Below are 15,616 nucleotides of genomic sequence, written 5' to 3'. Positions count from 1 at the left end.
CACGTGTGACACGGCCCTCACGGAACGAAGAGGAGCCGTGACGCCTGCTGCACCCAGGCGCGCCGCGTGTCGAGCGTGCCGAAGTCGAGCAGGATGAACTGGTCGAACAGCCGGGGCATCATCGACAGCAGGCTCAGGGAGGCCCAGACCTGGGTCAGCGCCATCCGCAGCCGGTTCTCCGGCAGATGCGGCGCCCCCGGTGCCAGCCGCCCGGCCAGCTCGGCCAGGAACGCATTGAAGCGCTGGATAGCGGAACTGTCGTAGCGCTGATGGGCCAGCGCGTCGTGGAAGTGCGCGTGCGCGATGTACGGGTAGCGCAGCGAGTTGCTCATCAAATCCTCGAGCAGCGTCTCGAACGCCTCGCGAATGCCCAGGCCCTCCAACCGGAGCCGATCGAAGTCCTCCAGGACGTTTCCGAAGGCCTGGTCCAGCGTCTGCTCCAGCGCCAGGGCAACCAGCTTCTCCTTGCTCCGGAAGTAGTAGCTGATGGCCGCGCTGTTCACCTGCGCCTCACGGGCAATCTCCCGGATGCCCGTCGCATCCAGTCCGTCCCGGCCGATGCACACGATGGTCGCCCGGAGAATGCGCTCCCGGGCCTCCTGCTCCTTGGTCCCCATCCCTGTAAACCCCTGAAACGACGTGAGTCCGCGCCGGCGCTTGACAGGCGCGGGCAACCTTAAATCTATTGATTCAACCAACTGATTAACCCAGGGGATTGAATCCTATGATCAAGCCCGAAGGCGAACCTACCGCAGGAAGCCCCTCTCGACGAGGCGTGCTGATGGGAGCGGGGCTGTTTGCTGGCGGCGCGGCGGCGGCGCTGGGGCTGCGGAGCGCGCTGGCACCGGTGTCCAAGGACGTACAGGGCATCAACCCCCGAAGCGACGCCTGGTACGACATCCGCCTCACGGGGGACGGGCTGATGGACAACCAGGTGCTCTGGTTCCTCAGCCATGCCACCCATGGCCAGAGCGACGTGGGGGACGTGCTGGAGACGGCCAGCCGCATCCAGCCCGGGGACGAGCGCAGTTGGTTCGAGGCGTGGACCCAGACGGCGCGGCGAGTCCACGGCCACGCCCAGGACGCCGAGTCCAAGGGTCACCTGCTGAGCGCCGGCCAGGCCTACGCGCGCGCGGCGAACTACTACCGCGCGGCGACGATGCACTACACGGACCTGGAGGACCCGCGGACGCTCGAGGTGACGCGGCAGGCGGCGACCACCTTCGAGAAGTCGAACGGGCTGCTCGGCTACGACGTGCAGCCGCTGGCCATCCCCTACGAGGGCACCACGCTGGCGGCGTACTTCGTGCGCTCGCCGCACGCGAAGCCCAGCGCGCCCGTCATCCTCCTCCACCAGGGGCTGCATGCCTGGCCGGAGGAGACGAAGTGGGTCTGGGAAGGCGCGACCCGGCGCGGCTACCACGTGCTCATGTTCCACGGCCCGGGCCAGGGCCGCTCGCTGCGGGAACACCGGCTGAGCTTCCGGCCGGATTGGGAGAAGGCCGTCAGCCCCGTGGTGGACGCAGCCGAGCGCATCAGCGGAGTGGACCCTCGCCGCATCCTCCTCATGGGACTGTCGTTCGGCGGCGCCCTGGCGCCTCGGGCGGCGGCGTTCGAGCCTCGCATCGCCCTGTGCATCGCCAACCCCGGCGTCCTCAGCTGGTGGGAGTCCACCAGCTCGCACTTCAACCGCTTCCTCCCGGGCTCGCTGGCGCTGCTGAAGTCACACCCGGAGAAGTTCGACCAGGCGATTACCGCGCTCGCGGACCGCTGGCCCACCGCCCAGTACTGGCTGCGTGACGTGTATTGGAAGCATGGCGCCCGGTCGCCGTCGGAGCTCTTCCGCAAGCTGGAGGAGTTCACCAACGAGGCCATCGTCGACCGCATCCGCTGCCCGGTACTCATCATGGAGGGCGAGGCGGAGGATGCCTCGCCGGGCCAATCCCAGAAGCTCTACGACGCGCTCCGGAGCCCCAAGCACCTGATGATGTTCACCCACGAAGAGGCCGCGCCCCTGCACTGTCAGGCGGCGTCCACGGCGCTGGCCGAAGCGCGCCTGTTCGACTGGCTCGACGAAAACGTCTGAGGCCCCGCCATGACACCGCTCCTCACGGCCGTCCTCGGCGTCTTGCTCGTGGCCACTCCCGAGGAAGCACCGGAGGGGCGCTTCAGCGTCGTCCCCTTCGTGCTGCCCGCCTATCAGCCGGAGACGAGCTTCCTCCTGGGCGGCGCGGCATCGCTCATCTATCAGCCCCCGGCGTCGCGAGGCGGCAGGGAGTCCCAGGTGATGCTGGCCGCCGCCGCGAGCACCCGTGGCCAGTTCACCCTCCTCCTCCAGCCGGACGTGAATCTCCTCGACGACCGGCTGAACCTGACGGCCACCGCCAGCGCGGCGCGCTTCCCGGACCGCTTCTTCGGCATGGGCGCACGCACGCGGGCGGAGGACGAGGAGGACTTCACACCCATCTTCTTCGAACTTGAACTGAGTCCGAAGTGGCGCATCGTCCCCCGCCTCTATGTCGGCCCCACCGTGCGCTATCAGCACGCGCGCTTCACCTATGTCGCGGAGGACGGGGCGGTGCGGCACATGACGGGCGCCGAGGGCGGTTCGACGGTTCAATTCGGACTGACCGCCCTTTATGACTCACGAGACAACACGCTCAATCCGGTGACAGGACTGGTGGCGCGGCTCAACCTGCGCCGGGCCCGGGACGCGTGGAGCTCCGACTACGTCTTCGATGTGCTGCGGCTGGATGTCCGGCGCTACCTCACACTTCCATGGGGACAGCGGCACGTTCTCGCGATGCAGGGACTCGTCGACCTGCGCGACGGTGAACCGCCCTTCTATGACACGGGACGGTTGGGTGGGATGGAGTTGAGCCGAGGCTACCTGGAGGGACGCTTCCGCGAGCGCCAGCACCTGGGCGCGCAGGTTGAGTACCGCGCGCCCCTCTTCTGGCGACTGGGCGGCGTGGCCTTCGTCTCCGCGGCGACGGTGGCACGCAGCCCACGCGACTTCGACATGCGTGACATCAAACCCGCGGCTGGCGTAGGGCTGCGCTTCGCACCCATGTCCGACGTTCCCGTCAACATCCGGCTCGATATCGCCTACGGAAGCGAACCCAGCTTCTATTTGAACGTGGGCGAGGCTTTCTAGACTGGGAAATCAGCCAACATTCACCGTCCCGTGAGTTAGAAGTCCGGCCATGCGCGCTCCCCTGTTGTCCCTTCTTGCCCTGCTCTCCCTCGTGGGCTGCTCCGACGCCCCCTCCGACGGTCCGGGAGTGGATGCGCCCGTGGACCGGGGCCCAAAGGCCATCCCACTGGACGGCGACCCCAACGGGATGTTCTGGGACGCCGAGAACGAAACGCTCTACATCGCCGACGACCAGAACCACCGCATCCTCAAATACCGGGACGGTGAAGGCGTGTCCCTGGCCGTCGCGCTGCCGGACGCGCCGCCCAACAGCACCAACCTGGGCGAGGTGGTGCGGATGCCGGACGGCACGCTGGTGACGGTGCGCTTCGGCTTCGGGACGGCGGGCGCGGTGCTCTTCGCGCGGCCGGACGGGACCACCGGCACGGTGCCGGGACTGCCCACCAACCGCCGCCGCATCGGCCTGACGGTGACGGAGGACGGGCGGCTCTTCAACTCCTACTTCGTCCGCAACAGCAACGTGAATGTGGGCTCCATCGCCCTGCTCAACCTGGACGGCACCGAGCAGGAGGTGGTGGGCGCGCTGGAGAAGCCCGTGGGCGTACTGGCCGTGGGTGACTCGCTCTACATCGCGGACCAGATTGCCGGGAAGGTGTACCGCTCGCCGCTGGCGCGTCCCTCGGAGCTGACCACCATCGCCACCCTCACCGAGCCGGACCTGCTGTCGCTCGGGCCGGGCGGCGCGCTGCTCACAGGCACCCGTCAGGGCACCGTGGTCAGCATCAATCCCAGCACCGGCGCGCAGCGGGTCATCGTCAGTGGATTCCAGAACGTGCGCGGCATCGCCTACGACGCCGCCAACCGCCGCCTCTTCATCGCCGACCACGACAGGGACGAGTCCAACGGCACCACGCACTTCCTCCAGATTGTCCCGGTGGACTGAATGCGCCGTGTCCTCATCGCAGTGGCCGCGCTGGCGAGCACGCCCGCGCTGGCGGCCCCGGACTGGCTCCAGCCCGTCCTGGTGGGTGAAATCGACTGGCGTCAGCACGTCTCCGAGGTGGAGGGCTTCGACGGCGTCACGCTGGCCCGCCTCCGCGTGGGTGCCCGGGCCTACCCCGTGCCCTGGCTGATGGCTTCCGGCGTGGCGGAGTGGGCGCAGGAGAAGCCCGCGCTCGTCGACGCCTTCGTGGCCGCCACCCTGGGCGAGTCGCTGCGCCTGTCCATGGGCATGTCGAAGACGCCGTTGTTCATCAGCGCGCGCGACGAGAGCCTGGAGGCCCGGGCCATTCCCGAGCTGTCCCTGTTGGCGCAGACGTTCTGGCCGCGCCGCGACCTGGGCATCGAGGCCTGGTGGGCGCCCAAGACGCTGCCCGTGGAGGCCTGGGTGCGCGTGGGCAATGGCTCGCGCAGTCCGTTGGGCAATGACAACAGCCTGCCCGCCCTGGACGCCCGCGTGGACGGACGCTGGGGCCGCGCCCGGGGCAACGTGGATGCCTTCTGGGGCTTCCGCGCTGGCGCGGGTGTCCATGTGGAGAACGCCTACGACCGGGCCGGCATCGGTGGCATCGGCCCCCAGAACTTCGTCTTCTACCGGTCCCCGCCGGTATCGGGGCCTCGCTCGGTGGTGGAGGCGCACGCGCGGCTGGACGTTGGGCCCGTGCGGGTGCTGGCGGAAGGCGCCGCGGCCTGGGAGCGGCGCTCTCGCGATACCGATGGCAATCCCAACACCCCGCGCGAAGGACTGCCGCGGATGGAGAGCCAGGGCGCCTCGCTGGAGGTGTCCTGGGTGGTAGTGGGACGCCCCCGGGGCGACGGCGGTCGCTGGCCCGTGGCGCCGAACGACCCCACCGGCATGGACGCCGTCAACGCCGGGCAGGTGCCCACGGGCGCCGTCGAGCTCGCCGCGCGCGTGGAGCGGCTGTGGCTGGGCCGGGGCGCCTCCGACATCCAGCCCGGCGGTACGACGGGCGGCGCCCTCGCGGTCCGCTGGTGGGTGACGTCCTTCTTCGGCCTCGGTGCCGCCGGGTACGCCCAGCGGTACGACACCGCGCCGCTGGAGGACCCGGGCCGGCGCAACTCCTGGCTCGCCCTGGCCCGAGCCACCGTGAGCGTGCCCTGAGCACTTCGACTTCGCCCTGGGCCCAGGGGGGCGTGCCCAGGGCGTGCCGATGCACCTCCCTCCGCCCTCGGAGCACACCATGGTCCGCACCGAACGCGTCGCTCGTCGTGTCTTCTCCAGGCTGAACCTGGCCCTGCTGCTCACAGGCGCCCTCGCGGGCTGCGGGGGCCCCATGGAGCCGGCCCCGTCCGCGCCCGAACCCGAGGGCGCGCTGGACGCCCAGGCCCAGGCGCTGACGTATCCCAGCGGCAGCAGCCAGACGGTGGTGTCCCGCCGTGTCGTCTACAGGAACGGCTCGGGGGCCTATCAGGCAACGGCGGGGTTCGAGCACTTCCGCGCGGCGGGCGCTTTGGACATCGCGCTCCACAACATCCGCATCGCGGAGGTGGACGCGCCTGCCGTGCGCGAGGCCCTTGTCCTCATGTCCGCGGGACAGAAGATTTCGAGCAGCGGCCACTCCAGCGGCGTCACCGGGCAGGCCTCCAACTGGGATGCGTCCTGTGACAGCGTCTCCTGTCCCAACGTGAGCCTGGACGGCCGTTCGCTGGCCATGAAGCTGCGCGCCCTGGGGTTGTTTCCCAGCGGGAAGACGTACCTGTCCGTCGTCAACGACGCCAACTTCGACCACCTGTTCGACAGCGACACGAAGCAGCGCATCGTGAATGGCTTCTCGAACTGGCTCCAGGCGCAGGTCCGTCCGGAGACGCGCGCCATCTACCTGGCGGGCAGCTCGCGCGGTGGATGCTTGATGATGCGCATGGCGCAAGCGCTCCGCGCGAACACGGCGCTCGACGGCATCGACATCTACGTGTCGTCATTCGATGGCGTGTGCCGCAACAGCCAGGGTGAGCTGGGGACCTTCGACAGCAAGATCAACAACCCCGTGCGGCCCTGGGGCACCTTCTATGGCGCGTGGGCCACGAACCTGACGGCCCAGTTCCCCCGCCGCGACAGGCTCCACATCTTCCACGTGGTGGGAGGCCAGGAGGTCGCTCCCGCCACGGGCATCCGCGCCTTCTCCGGCTACGCGGGCAGCACCCCGCCTTCGACGGGCACGAACCTCGACTGGGGTTGGTACAAGCAGACCTGGGTGAAGTGGCAGCACAAGGAGATTGGCAATCCCTACACGGACCCCAGCGCGTCGGACCAGGCGCAGGCGGTGGCGGAGACGGTCGACGCGCACCTGACGTGGCTCGACGCGCGCCTGCCCTGACGCGGCTCAAGGAAACCCGGGCGGCCGACCTTCCTCGGCCGCCCGCAGTCGCGCGCCGGGGTTGAGTTCAAAGGCGAGCCCGAACTGCCACAGCGCCACGGGCTCCAGGAACAGGATGTTGTAGTAGTCCTGCCCCTTCACGTACCGCGCGAAGACGCCGAAGCCCGCGCCCCACCGGGGGTAGACGCCGAACTCAGTCTTCCACGTGGCCCGCTGCGAGGGCGTCTCCCCGAAGGGCTGCGACACGGACACTTCCAACGGGAAGCGGTGGTTGCTCCACGTGCGCTGGCCCATGACGCCGGCCGCCCAGTGTCCGTCACCGTAGACGGCACGCTGGGAGCGGGTGATGCGGCCAGGGCCAATGGAGGTGTTCAGCTCGAAGGCGGCGAACCCGCCCACCAACCACGCGTTGCGCAGGTCCGGCTCCACGTCGAAAGCCAACCGGCTGTGGAACTCCATGCGGAAGAAGTTCGTCGTGAAGCTACCGGACACCTCGTTCAGCGGCAGTTGCCCTTCCGACGGCGTGCACCTGGATTCGCCGCGCGTCTGGTTGCTGTAGAAGCACCCGGACTCCCCATTCGAGTAGTGCGCCACGATGACGTTGAGCGCGAGCGCCAATCCCCGCACCGCCGCGCCCTCTGCCCGAGGCTTCGCCAGCGGTCGCAGGTGCGCCACCTGGAACGTCGCCTTCGCGATGAAGGACGGCGGGATGGCGGGGTCGCTCGCCGTGTCCACGATGCGCAGCTGCACCGCCGGGGTGATGATGAGTGACAGGAAATACTCACCGCCGGGCCGCGTGAAGTCTCCGTGATGGAGCTGTGGCAGAAAGAGGTTGGGCGCCACCTGCGCCTCGAAGATGAGCTTCTCCGGGGAGTTCGGCGCCCCCTGACGGCGGATGCGGTTGGGGGAGTCGAGGATGTAGCTGCGGTCCAGGAAGAGCGGGACCGGCGCGTCGTATTTCACGCGCCACCCGTCCGCGCGGACGACGCCCGCCAGCAGGACACACGTCCCCCACAGCAGGGCGGCCCACCACCGCTGGACTCCGCCCCCTGCCCTCCACGCCATGGACGCCCCCATGATTCACGGGGCCGGACCTCAGGCCTGTGGCCAGCGGGTTGTCACCTGCCCCCGTGGACCGCACGCGCGCTCGGGGGGCATTCACGTGCGTCAGCGTCAGGCGCGCACACACTTCCCGGCCCGGCGGTCTCACGGCCACTGCACACCCGCGGACAGCCGGACGCGTGAAGTCAGGGCGCGCCGGGGATGCGCCAGCCGTCCGCGCGCAGCGCCTTGCGCAGCCGTGGCGTGTCCTTCACGGGGTCCCAGGCACCACAGGCCCAGGGCAGCACCTCGTCCACGATGGCACGGTGGACCTCGCGTGCCGACTCATGCGGGCTGAGCGGCTCCGGAGACTCCTCGCTGGCGCCCAGCGCGAAGGTGATGACCGACCGGCGGCTCAGCGCCCGACACGCGGCATGGACGCACGCGCCCAGGGGGTCCTCTTCAGGCCGGCGCGGGGCGACGGGCGCAGACGGCCGGGGGACACACCCGCAGGCGTAGTTCACCGACCAGGCGGCGGAGAAGGCATCCGGCGCGCAGAACTGGCTGGGGGTGAAATTTCCCACCTCGGCCACCTGCGCCGCGTGCTCCTCCGAGGGCTCGCAGAGCCAGCGGTCCATGGCCATGACGGCGCGGCGCGACCAGTCGTTGTTCGGGTCCTGGGACTCCCACAGCCACAGCACATGCCTCGCGGCGGCGAGCGCCACGCGCACCTCCACCTCGGTGCCGAAGACGGCCAGGGACTCGAGCCACGGGCGCAGCGCCAGGGACGGCTCCTCGGTGCGCTCGACGGGCCACGCCACATCCGTCAAGAGCGCGGTGCAGAGCGGCTCCTGGAAACGGTCCGTCCTCAAGGGCGGGGCTTGCTGGCGCAGCACCGCGCGCGTGATGTCGTCCATGACGGCGTCCACATAGGGAGCCAGGACCTCGACGGACCGGAGCGCGTCGAGCGACGCCAGCGCCTCCGCGCCCTGGACGCCCAGCCGGGCGATGAACAAGAGGGCTCGCTTCCCATCTTCGAGCCGTCGGGTCTCACCGAGCGGGCCCCGCCAGGAAGGCGGAGGCGGCCCGTCTTCTTGCCGGCGTGACCTCGCGCTACTCGCCACCTCGAGCAGTCTTGGAATCGCTCGGGACGGCGCAAGTAGCGACAGCACGCGCAGGGCCTCGTTCCGATTCTCATCGTCCAGAATGGCCTGCTCTTCCAGCGCGGTGAGGACCTCTTCGTCGCGCGGAAAACGAGCGAGGACATGGAGCCCCTCCCGGCGAATGGCGCGGTGGGCATCTCCGAGCAGCGATAGCGCGACAGCGCGAACCTCTGCCGGCAACGGGGCCTGCATCGCCGCCAGCACCCGCGCCGCGTGCAACCGCGTCTGCGTGTCGCCCCGCTCCTTGAGACACGGCAGGACGGCGCGCAGGGCCATGGGGGTGGCGCGTGGGCGCATGCGCGTCAGCACCGCCAACGCCATTCGCCGGACCCGCGCCACGGGCTGACGAAGCACTTCGAGGAGCGCCGGAATCGCACAGGTGGGAAGCGGGTCGATGGTTCCCAGCGCCGCGACGCACTGCCCGAGCATGTTTCGCGTGGCTTGCCAGGAAGCCTCCTGGTTCGCTCGCGCCAGGGCATCCATGAGCGCGGGCACCGCCGCGAGCCCCGCCTGGCACACGCGGTCATGTGCATCCCTGCCGTCGAACCAGCGGATGCGGTCTCCGGCGAGCCCGGCAATCCACTCGCGCACCGTCTTTCCTTCCACCTGATAGCCGGAACGAACCAGTGCAGCATCCAGCCGCCGCAACGAGGTGAGGTCATCCGGCCGCGCCTTGCGCCACAACGCATCGAGGTCTTCGTGTTCGGCCATGTGCAGCCCGACAGCCTCCCGACGGTGAGGGGACTCAGGGAGATACTGGCAGGGAGACAACGGACATGGCCAGACGGGACCACCAGTTGGGGGCCTGAAGCGGTCGCGATATGACGCCACGCCATGAACCCGTTCTGTCTCCCTTTGCGCCTGGGCGTCGTGTCCTGTCTGTTGCTGTGGTCCCTTCCAGCGGAAGCGCAGTCCACCCAGGCGAGGCCCCGCGCCCGCGACCTGGGCATCACCTTCGGCGGCCAATCCGGCCCGAACAACGCCATCACCGACGTGTCCGGCGTGGAGGTGGGCCACACGACGCTGATTTCGGGTGACACCCGCGGCCCGCGCGGCAAGGGCGCGGTGCGCACCGGCGTCACCGCCGTGCTGCCCCGCGGCAAGGACGGCGTGTCCGAGGACGTCTTCGCCGCCATCTACGCCCTCAATGGGAATGGCGAGATGACGGGCTCCCACTGGCTCACCGAATCCGGCCAGCTCGCCGGCCCCGTGATGCTCACCAACACCAATGACGTGGGCACCGTCCGCGACTCCGTCATCTCCTGGGCGATGAAGCGCGGATTGGAGTGGGAGCTGGGGCTGCCCGTCGTCGCGGAGACGTGGGACGGCCTGCTGAATGACATCTATGGCTTCCACGTGAAGGCCACACACGCCCACCGCGCGCTCGACAGCGCCAAGGGAGGCCCCGTCGCGGAGGGCTCGGTGGGCGGCGGCACGGGGATGGTGTGCCACAGCTTCAAGGCCGGCATCGGCACGGCGTCGCGCAAGCTTCCCGCGTCAGAGGGGGGCTACACCGTGGGCGTGCTGTTGCAGTGCAACTACGGCGCGCGCCACCTCTTCACCGTGGAGGGCGTGCCGGTGGGCGAGGAGATCAACGACCTGCGCCCCTGCTACACCGGGCCCAAGAAGCCGAGCCCCGGCATGTTCAAGGACGTGCCGGCCTGCTCGGCGTCGCGCGGCGACACCCAGCCCCGCACGCCGGAGGGCGCCGGCTCCATCATCGTGGTGGTGGCGACGGACGCGCCGCTGCTGCCGCATCAACTGGAGCGGCTGGCGAAGCGCGTGCCGCTGGGCATCGGGAAGATGGGAGGACTGGGGGGCAACTCCTCCGGCGACATCTTCGTGGCCTTCTCCACGCAGCGCCTGAAGCCGCCCGCGGGCACGGACGTGGCCAACGTCTCGGCGCTCGACAACGAGCGGATGACGCCGCTCTTCGAGGCCACCATCCAGGCCACGCAGGAGGCCATCCTCAACTCGATGCTGGCCTCCGACACGATGACGGGCGCGGAGAGCAGCCGCGTCTACGGCCTGCCCCAGGACCGGCTCATCCAGGCGATGAAGAAGTACGGCCGGCTGGCGCCCCCCGCGCCGTGACGCCCCAAGCGATTCAGGGTGCGCGCTGAGACTTGGGCGCGGCGGCCTCGCGCTGCCGCGCCGCCACCCACGCCTGCACCCGCGCCTCCAGGATGTCCAGCGGCAGGGCGCCGTCGAGCAGCACGATGTCGTGGAACTCGCGCACGTCGAAGCCCGGGCCCAGGGCCTGCTCCGCGCGCGTGCGCAGCTCGCGAATCTTGAGCTGCCCCACCTTGTACGCCAGCGCCTGCCCAGGCCAGGCGATGTAGCGGTCAATCTCGTTGGTAGTGTCCAACTCCTGGCGCGGCGAGTTCTCCATGAAGAAGTCGAGCGCCTGCTGCCGCGTCCACTTCTTCACGTGCATGCCGGTGTCGACGACGAGCCGCACCGCGCGCCACATGTCGTAGGCCAGCTGGCCGAACTTGTCGTACGGGCTGGTGTACAGGCCCAGCTCGTCGCCCAGCGTCTCGCAGTAGAGCGCCCAGCCTTCGCCATAGGCCACGTAGTAGCCGTAGCGGCGGAACTCGGGCAGGCCGGGTTGCTCGGCGGCCAGGGATGTCTGCAGGTGGTGACCGGGCACGGCTTCGTGCAGCGTGAGCGGCACCATCTCCCACAGGGGGCGAGTCTCTGGCCGATACAGGTTCACCAGGTACGTGCCCGGCCGCGAGCCATCCGACGCCCCTGGGTAATAGAAACCGGTGGTCGCGTCCGGAGCCATGGCCTCCGGCGTCGGCTCCACGCCATAGGGCTGCCGGGGCAGTGTCTTGAACAGCCGCACCAGCGACGGGTCGATGCGCTTGGACAAGGCCCGATAGCGCATCAGCAGCTCGTCCCCGTCCCGCGCATAGAAGCGCGCATCCGTCCGCAGGAAGTGGAAGAACTCCGCCAGCGTGCCCTTGAAGCCCGTCTGGGCCTTCACCGCCTCCATCTCCGCGCGCAGGCGTTGGACCTCGGCCAGGCCGAGCGCGTGAATCTCCTCCGCGCCCAGGCCGGTGGTGGTGAACTTGCGCGCGAGGAAGGCATACAGCTCCGCGCCCTCGGGCAGCTGCCAGATGCCCACCGCCTCCGTGCCCTTCGGGACGTACTCCTCGGTAAGGAACTGGTGGAAGCGCTTCAGCGCGGGGAGCACGCCCTGCGCAATCGCCGCGCGGCCCGCCGCGGACAGGCGTTCCTGCTCCGCGGAAGCAATGCCCTTGGGGAAGCGGCGGAACGGCGCGAAGAAGCCGCTGTCCGCCGGGTCCGCCACGAGCTGCTTCGCCACCTGCGGCGGAATCCGCTGGAGGACGACCTGGGGGTGGATGCGCTTCTCACGCAGTCCCTCGCGCAGCAGCGCCATCACCTGGTCCACGTAGGTGCCGAAGCCCTGGAGCCGGGCCACCCAGTCCTCGTAGTCCTTCACCGTCTCGAAGCGCAGGTTGTCCGCGAGCTGGTAGGCCGTCTGCACACCCGGCGGCTGTTTGATGCCCTCCGGGATGCCGCCCATGTGGTTCACCGGCATCAGGTACGTCTTGAAGCGGTGCTCCTCCACCCACGTCTCGTAGTCGCGGCGGAACAGGTCGTAGTTGAGCTGGTCCGCCGCGGAGAGCGCCTTGCGGTCCACCTTCTTCAGCTTCTCGAGCACCTGGAGGTTGTGCTGGTGGTCCGCCTCGATGGCCTTGAGGCTCAGGTCATCCCAGCGGCCGTTCCAGCGCCGGTCGCCCTGCACCGACGCGTACGTCGGGCTGTGCTCCAACTGGTACTGCCACTCCTGCTGGATGAGCGTCTGCAGCGCGGCGGCGGCCTGGGGCCGGGCGTCGGCGGATTCTGGAAGCATCGTGAGGAACCCCACTGCGAAAAGAAGGACTGCGCGCGTCATGAGAAGAGTTCGAGCAGGTCTTCCCGGGTGATGGCCGTCGCGGCGGCGGCTTCGCTCAGGGCCGCCTCGAAGATGGCCCGCTTCTTCTCCTGGAGCCCCAGGATGCGCTCCTCCACGGTGCCCTGGGACACGAGCCGGTACACCATCACCGTGCGCTCCTGGCCGATGCGGTGGGCGCGGTCCGCGGCCTGCGCCTCCGCCGCCGGGTTCCACCACGGGTCCACCAGGAAGACGTGGTCCGCCGCCGTGAGGTTGAGGCCCGTGCCGCCCGCCTTGAGGGACATGAGCAGCACCGGCTCGCCCTCCGCGGACTGGAAGCGCTCGGTGACTTCGCCGCGGTTGGCCGTGGTGCCGTCCAGCCGGCCAAAGCCGATGCCCGCCGCCTTCAGGCGCGGCTCGATGAGGTCCAGCAGCGACGTCCACTGCGAGAAGACGAGCGCCTTGTGGCCTTCCGAGACGGCCGTCTCCAGCGCGTCCACCAGCGTCTCCACCTTGGATGACGTGTTGGCCCGCTGGCCCGGAACGAGCGCGGGGTGACACGCGGCCTGACGCAGCCGCAGCAAGGCCTCCAGCGCCTTGAGCACGCTGCCGCCCTCGTTCAGCAGCGCCACCACTTCCTTGCGCGTGGCCGCCATCACCGCGTCGTAGACGGAGCGCTCACGCTCATCCATCTGCACGTGCATGACGGACTCGATGCGCGGCGGCAGCTCGGGCGCGACATCCCGCTTCAGACGCCGGAGCACGAAGGGGCGGATGCGGCGCCGCAGCCCCTCGGCCGCGTCCTGCCGGCCCTCGGAGATGGGCCGCGCGATCTTGTCCTCGAAGTGCTTGCGCCCCCCGAGCAGGCCCGGGTTGGTGAAGTGCATGAGGCTCCACAGCTCCTCCAGCCGGTTCTCCAGCGGCGTGCCGCTGAGCGCGAGCCGGAAGTTCGCCTTGAGCCCGAAGGCCGCGCGCGCCACCTGGCTGTCCGGATTCTTGATGGCCTGCGCCTCGTCCAGCACCAGCGAGTCCCACGTCTTCGCGCCGAGCACCGCCGCGTCCAGGCGCATGATGGCGTAGGTGGTGAGCGTCACGTCGGCGGACGGCTCCAGCGCGCGGCCAGGCCCGTGGTACACGCACACCTTGAGCGACGGGCGGAAGCGCTTCAGCTCCGCGGCCCAGTTGGGCAGCACGCTGGTGGGGCACACCACGAGCGACCCGCGCCCCAGGGCGCAAATCGTCTGGAGCGTCTTACCCAGACCCATGTCGTCCGCCAGGATGCCGCCCAGCCCCGCGCCGCGCAGGAAGCCCAGCCAACTGACGCCCTGGAGCTGGTACTGGCGCAGCGTGGCGTTGAGCTCCGCGGGCAGCTCGGGCGGGGGCAGCTTCTCGAAGCCGGAGACGAGCGGCGCCAGCCGGTCCAGGCCCGGCGGAGGCGGCTGCTCCAGCGTCTCGCACAGCGCGGTGAGCTCCGGCAGCGCGTGGTTGAAGACCTTCCCATCCTCCTGCCGCGCGTTGAGCAGGTCCGCCACGCGCTGACCGTGCTTGTCCAGCCAGGCCCGGGGCAGCGGCGCCCAGCCACCACCGTCCAGAGGCACCAGTCCCAGCCCCTCCGTCCACGCCCGGATGACGGCGGCGGCGTCCACGGCCTTGACCTCGCCCTTGGCCCCTTCCACCTGGAAGGAGAGCTGGAAGCGCACGTCGGGGACGCCCTGCCCCGTTACGCTGGACTCCAGGTGGAGCGACGGGCGCAGCTTGACGTCGGGGCTCACCAGCCCCGCCGCGTCACCGGCGAGGTCGCCTCGCCAACGCCGCAGCTTGTCCGCCCAGCGCACCATCTCCGAGCCCTGCACCGTCAGCCGGCGGCCGGGCACCAGGTTCAGCTCATCGCGCAGTTGGTGGATGAGGCGCTGCTCGGCGGACTCGTCGCGCAGCGGCACCGCGCCGCGCAGGTACACCATGCGGCCGTTGTCGATGCGCACCACCGGCGGCGCGCCGTAGACGAGCGTGGGCAGCACGGACAGGCCGGCGTCGAGCTGGTTCAGCTCCAGCAGGATTCGCGGCTTCAGCTCGCGGTCCAGGCGCGGCAGCCGCTTGCTGCGGACCTCCACCGGCAGGCGGCGGCCTAGCTCGGGCATGATTTTGGAAGTCAGGTCCCCCAGATGGTCCGCCGAGTACGTGCGGACGATGGGCAGGTTCTGCAGCCACGGGCCAGACATGGACGTCTCGCCCAGGCGGACCAGCGTGTCGCTCGCGAGCGCCACTCCGGGGCTGACCACCTCCTGGATGCGTGGGTCCTTGGTCACCGTCACCACAATCTGGCCGCTGCGGTCCTCCACCACCGCGCGCGGCAGCACCTGCTCGTCGGACACCGCCACCGGGCGCCCGTCGAGCAGCACGTTGCGCGCCGACTCCAGCACCTTGAGCACCGCCTCCAGCGTCTCCGGCGCCAGGGTGCCGCGCGTGCGCCGCTGCTCCAGGATGCGGTCGGCCAGCAGGTCCGCGTTCTCCACCTGGAGCTTCGCGGCCTCCGCGGGCCGGGCCATCAGCGACGTCAGGCTGCCCTCCAGCGGCGTCTCCGTGCCGTCCACCTGGACAATGGAGCGGCGAAGCTCCAGGCCGCCGTCCATGCGGGTGAAGTGGTAGACGACGCGGGCCCAGCGGGTGGCCGCCGTCTCCATGGGCGTTTCCTGCTTCTCCGCCTGCTGGATGGAGATGGCCGCCGCCACCACGTGCTCGCAGGGGTCCACCTGGCTGGGGCAGTCACACTCCCAGGCGTCGTCGTTCGGGTACAGGACGACCGTGAGGGCGACCGGGCGCCCCTTGGCACGGACCCTCAGCTCCAGCTCGCCCCCTTTCTGGGACTGGAGCACCACGGCTCCGGAGCGGGCGAGGTTCACGCCGTTGGACCAGATTCCCGGCTTGGCTTCCTTCCGGACGGTTTCGAGCAGTTGGGCGGTGGCGGACATGGGGCGTTGTTTCCCTACGCCCCGAGGATGCGTCGCGCAACGGC

General features: G+C 69.9%; 11 protein-coding genes. 6 read left to right on the top strand and 5 right to left on the bottom strand.

Translation table 11 applies throughout. The features are described 5' to 3' along the window. Nucleotides 1–17 precede the first annotated feature (17 nt). Complete coding sequence (locus F8M74_RS14995) at nt 18–617, bottom strand: TetR/AcrR family transcriptional regulator (protein WP_011552930.1); 600 nt, start codon at nt 615–617, stop codon at nt 18–20. Between the two features lie 164 nt (nt 618–781). Between F8M74_RS14995 and F8M74_RS14990 the strand changes: the two genes are divergently transcribed. From F8M74_RS14990 to F8M74_RS14970, 5 genes are all read left to right on the top strand, one after another. Beyond that, nucleotides 782–2,086 carry a S9 family peptidase gene (locus F8M74_RS14990; protein WP_228559523.1) on the top strand — a complete coding sequence of 435 codons (1,305 nt, stop codon included), beginning with the start codon at nt 782–784 and terminating at the stop codon, nt 2,084–2,086. A 9-nt stretch (nt 2,087–2,095) separates the two neighbouring features. Continuing rightward, complete coding sequence (locus F8M74_RS14985) at nt 2,096–3,157, top strand: BamA/TamA family outer membrane protein (protein ID WP_141254687.1); 1,062 nt, start codon at nt 2,096–2,098, stop codon at nt 3,155–3,157. 49 nt (nt 3,158–3,206) lie between these two features. Further along, complete coding sequence (locus F8M74_RS14980; protein WP_141254686.1) at nt 3,207–4,100, top strand: hypothetical protein; 894 nt, start codon at nt 3,207–3,209, stop codon at nt 4,098–4,100. After that, a complete protein-coding gene (locus F8M74_RS14975; protein WP_141254685.1) occupies nt 4,101–5,279 on the top strand; it encodes a hypothetical protein in 1,179 nt (392 codons plus the stop codon). It begins immediately after the preceding gene. Nucleotides 5,280–5,358: 79 nt separating this feature from the next. Further along, entirely contained in the window at nt 5,359–6,492 is a 1,134-nt protein-coding gene (locus tag F8M74_RS14970; RefSeq protein ID WP_228559521.1) for a hypothetical protein, read from the top strand. 6 nt (nt 6,493–6,498) lie between these two features. Here the strand turns inward: F8M74_RS14970 and F8M74_RS14965 are convergent, their stop codons facing one another. Both F8M74_RS14965 and F8M74_RS14960 read right to left on the bottom strand, forming a co-directional pair. Further along, nucleotides 6,499–7,557 (bottom strand): hypothetical protein, encoded by a 1,059-nt coding sequence (locus F8M74_RS14965; protein WP_141254684.1) that lies wholly within the window; start codon nt 7,555–7,557, stop codon nt 6,499–6,501. A 182-nt stretch (nt 7,558–7,739) separates the two neighbouring features. After that, the gene (locus tag F8M74_RS14960) at nt 7,740–9,407 is read right to left on the bottom strand and encodes a HEAT repeat domain-containing protein (protein ID WP_141254683.1); all 1,668 of its coding nucleotides are present in this window, start codon (nt 9,405–9,407) and stop codon (nt 7,740–7,742) included. Nucleotides 9,408–9,530: 123 nt separating this feature from the next. Between F8M74_RS14960 and F8M74_RS14955 the strand changes: the two genes are divergently transcribed. After that, nucleotides 9,531–10,790 (top strand): P1 family peptidase, encoded by a 1,260-nt coding sequence (locus F8M74_RS14955; RefSeq protein ID WP_141254682.1) that lies wholly within the window; start codon nt 9,531–9,533, stop codon nt 10,788–10,790. A gap of 13 nt (nt 10,791–10,803) precedes the next feature. On the opposite strand, the gene F8M74_RS14950 is transcribed toward F8M74_RS14955, so the two are convergent. Together F8M74_RS14950 and F8M74_RS14945 are read right to left on the bottom strand one after the other, a co-directional pair. Further along, entirely contained in the window at nt 10,804–12,624 is a 1,821-nt protein-coding gene (locus tag F8M74_RS14950) for a DUF885 family protein (RefSeq protein WP_141254681.1), read from the bottom strand. Further along, nucleotides 12,621–15,572, bottom strand: a complete 2,952-nt coding sequence (locus F8M74_RS14945; RefSeq protein ID WP_141254680.1) for a DEAD/DEAH box helicase — start codon at nt 15,570–15,572, stop codon at nt 12,621–12,623. The genes F8M74_RS14950 and F8M74_RS14945 overlap by 4 nt, the downstream gene beginning before the upstream one ends. Between the last annotated feature and the right edge of the window lie 44 nt (nt 15,573–15,616).

The organism is Myxococcus sp. CA023, assembly GCF_010998615.1.
Taxonomy (GTDB): domain Bacteria; phylum Myxococcota; class Myxococcia; order Myxococcales; family Myxococcaceae; genus Myxococcus.
Note: the sequence above shows the minus strand (reverse complement) of the source record. Positions and strands in the feature narration are given on the sequence as shown.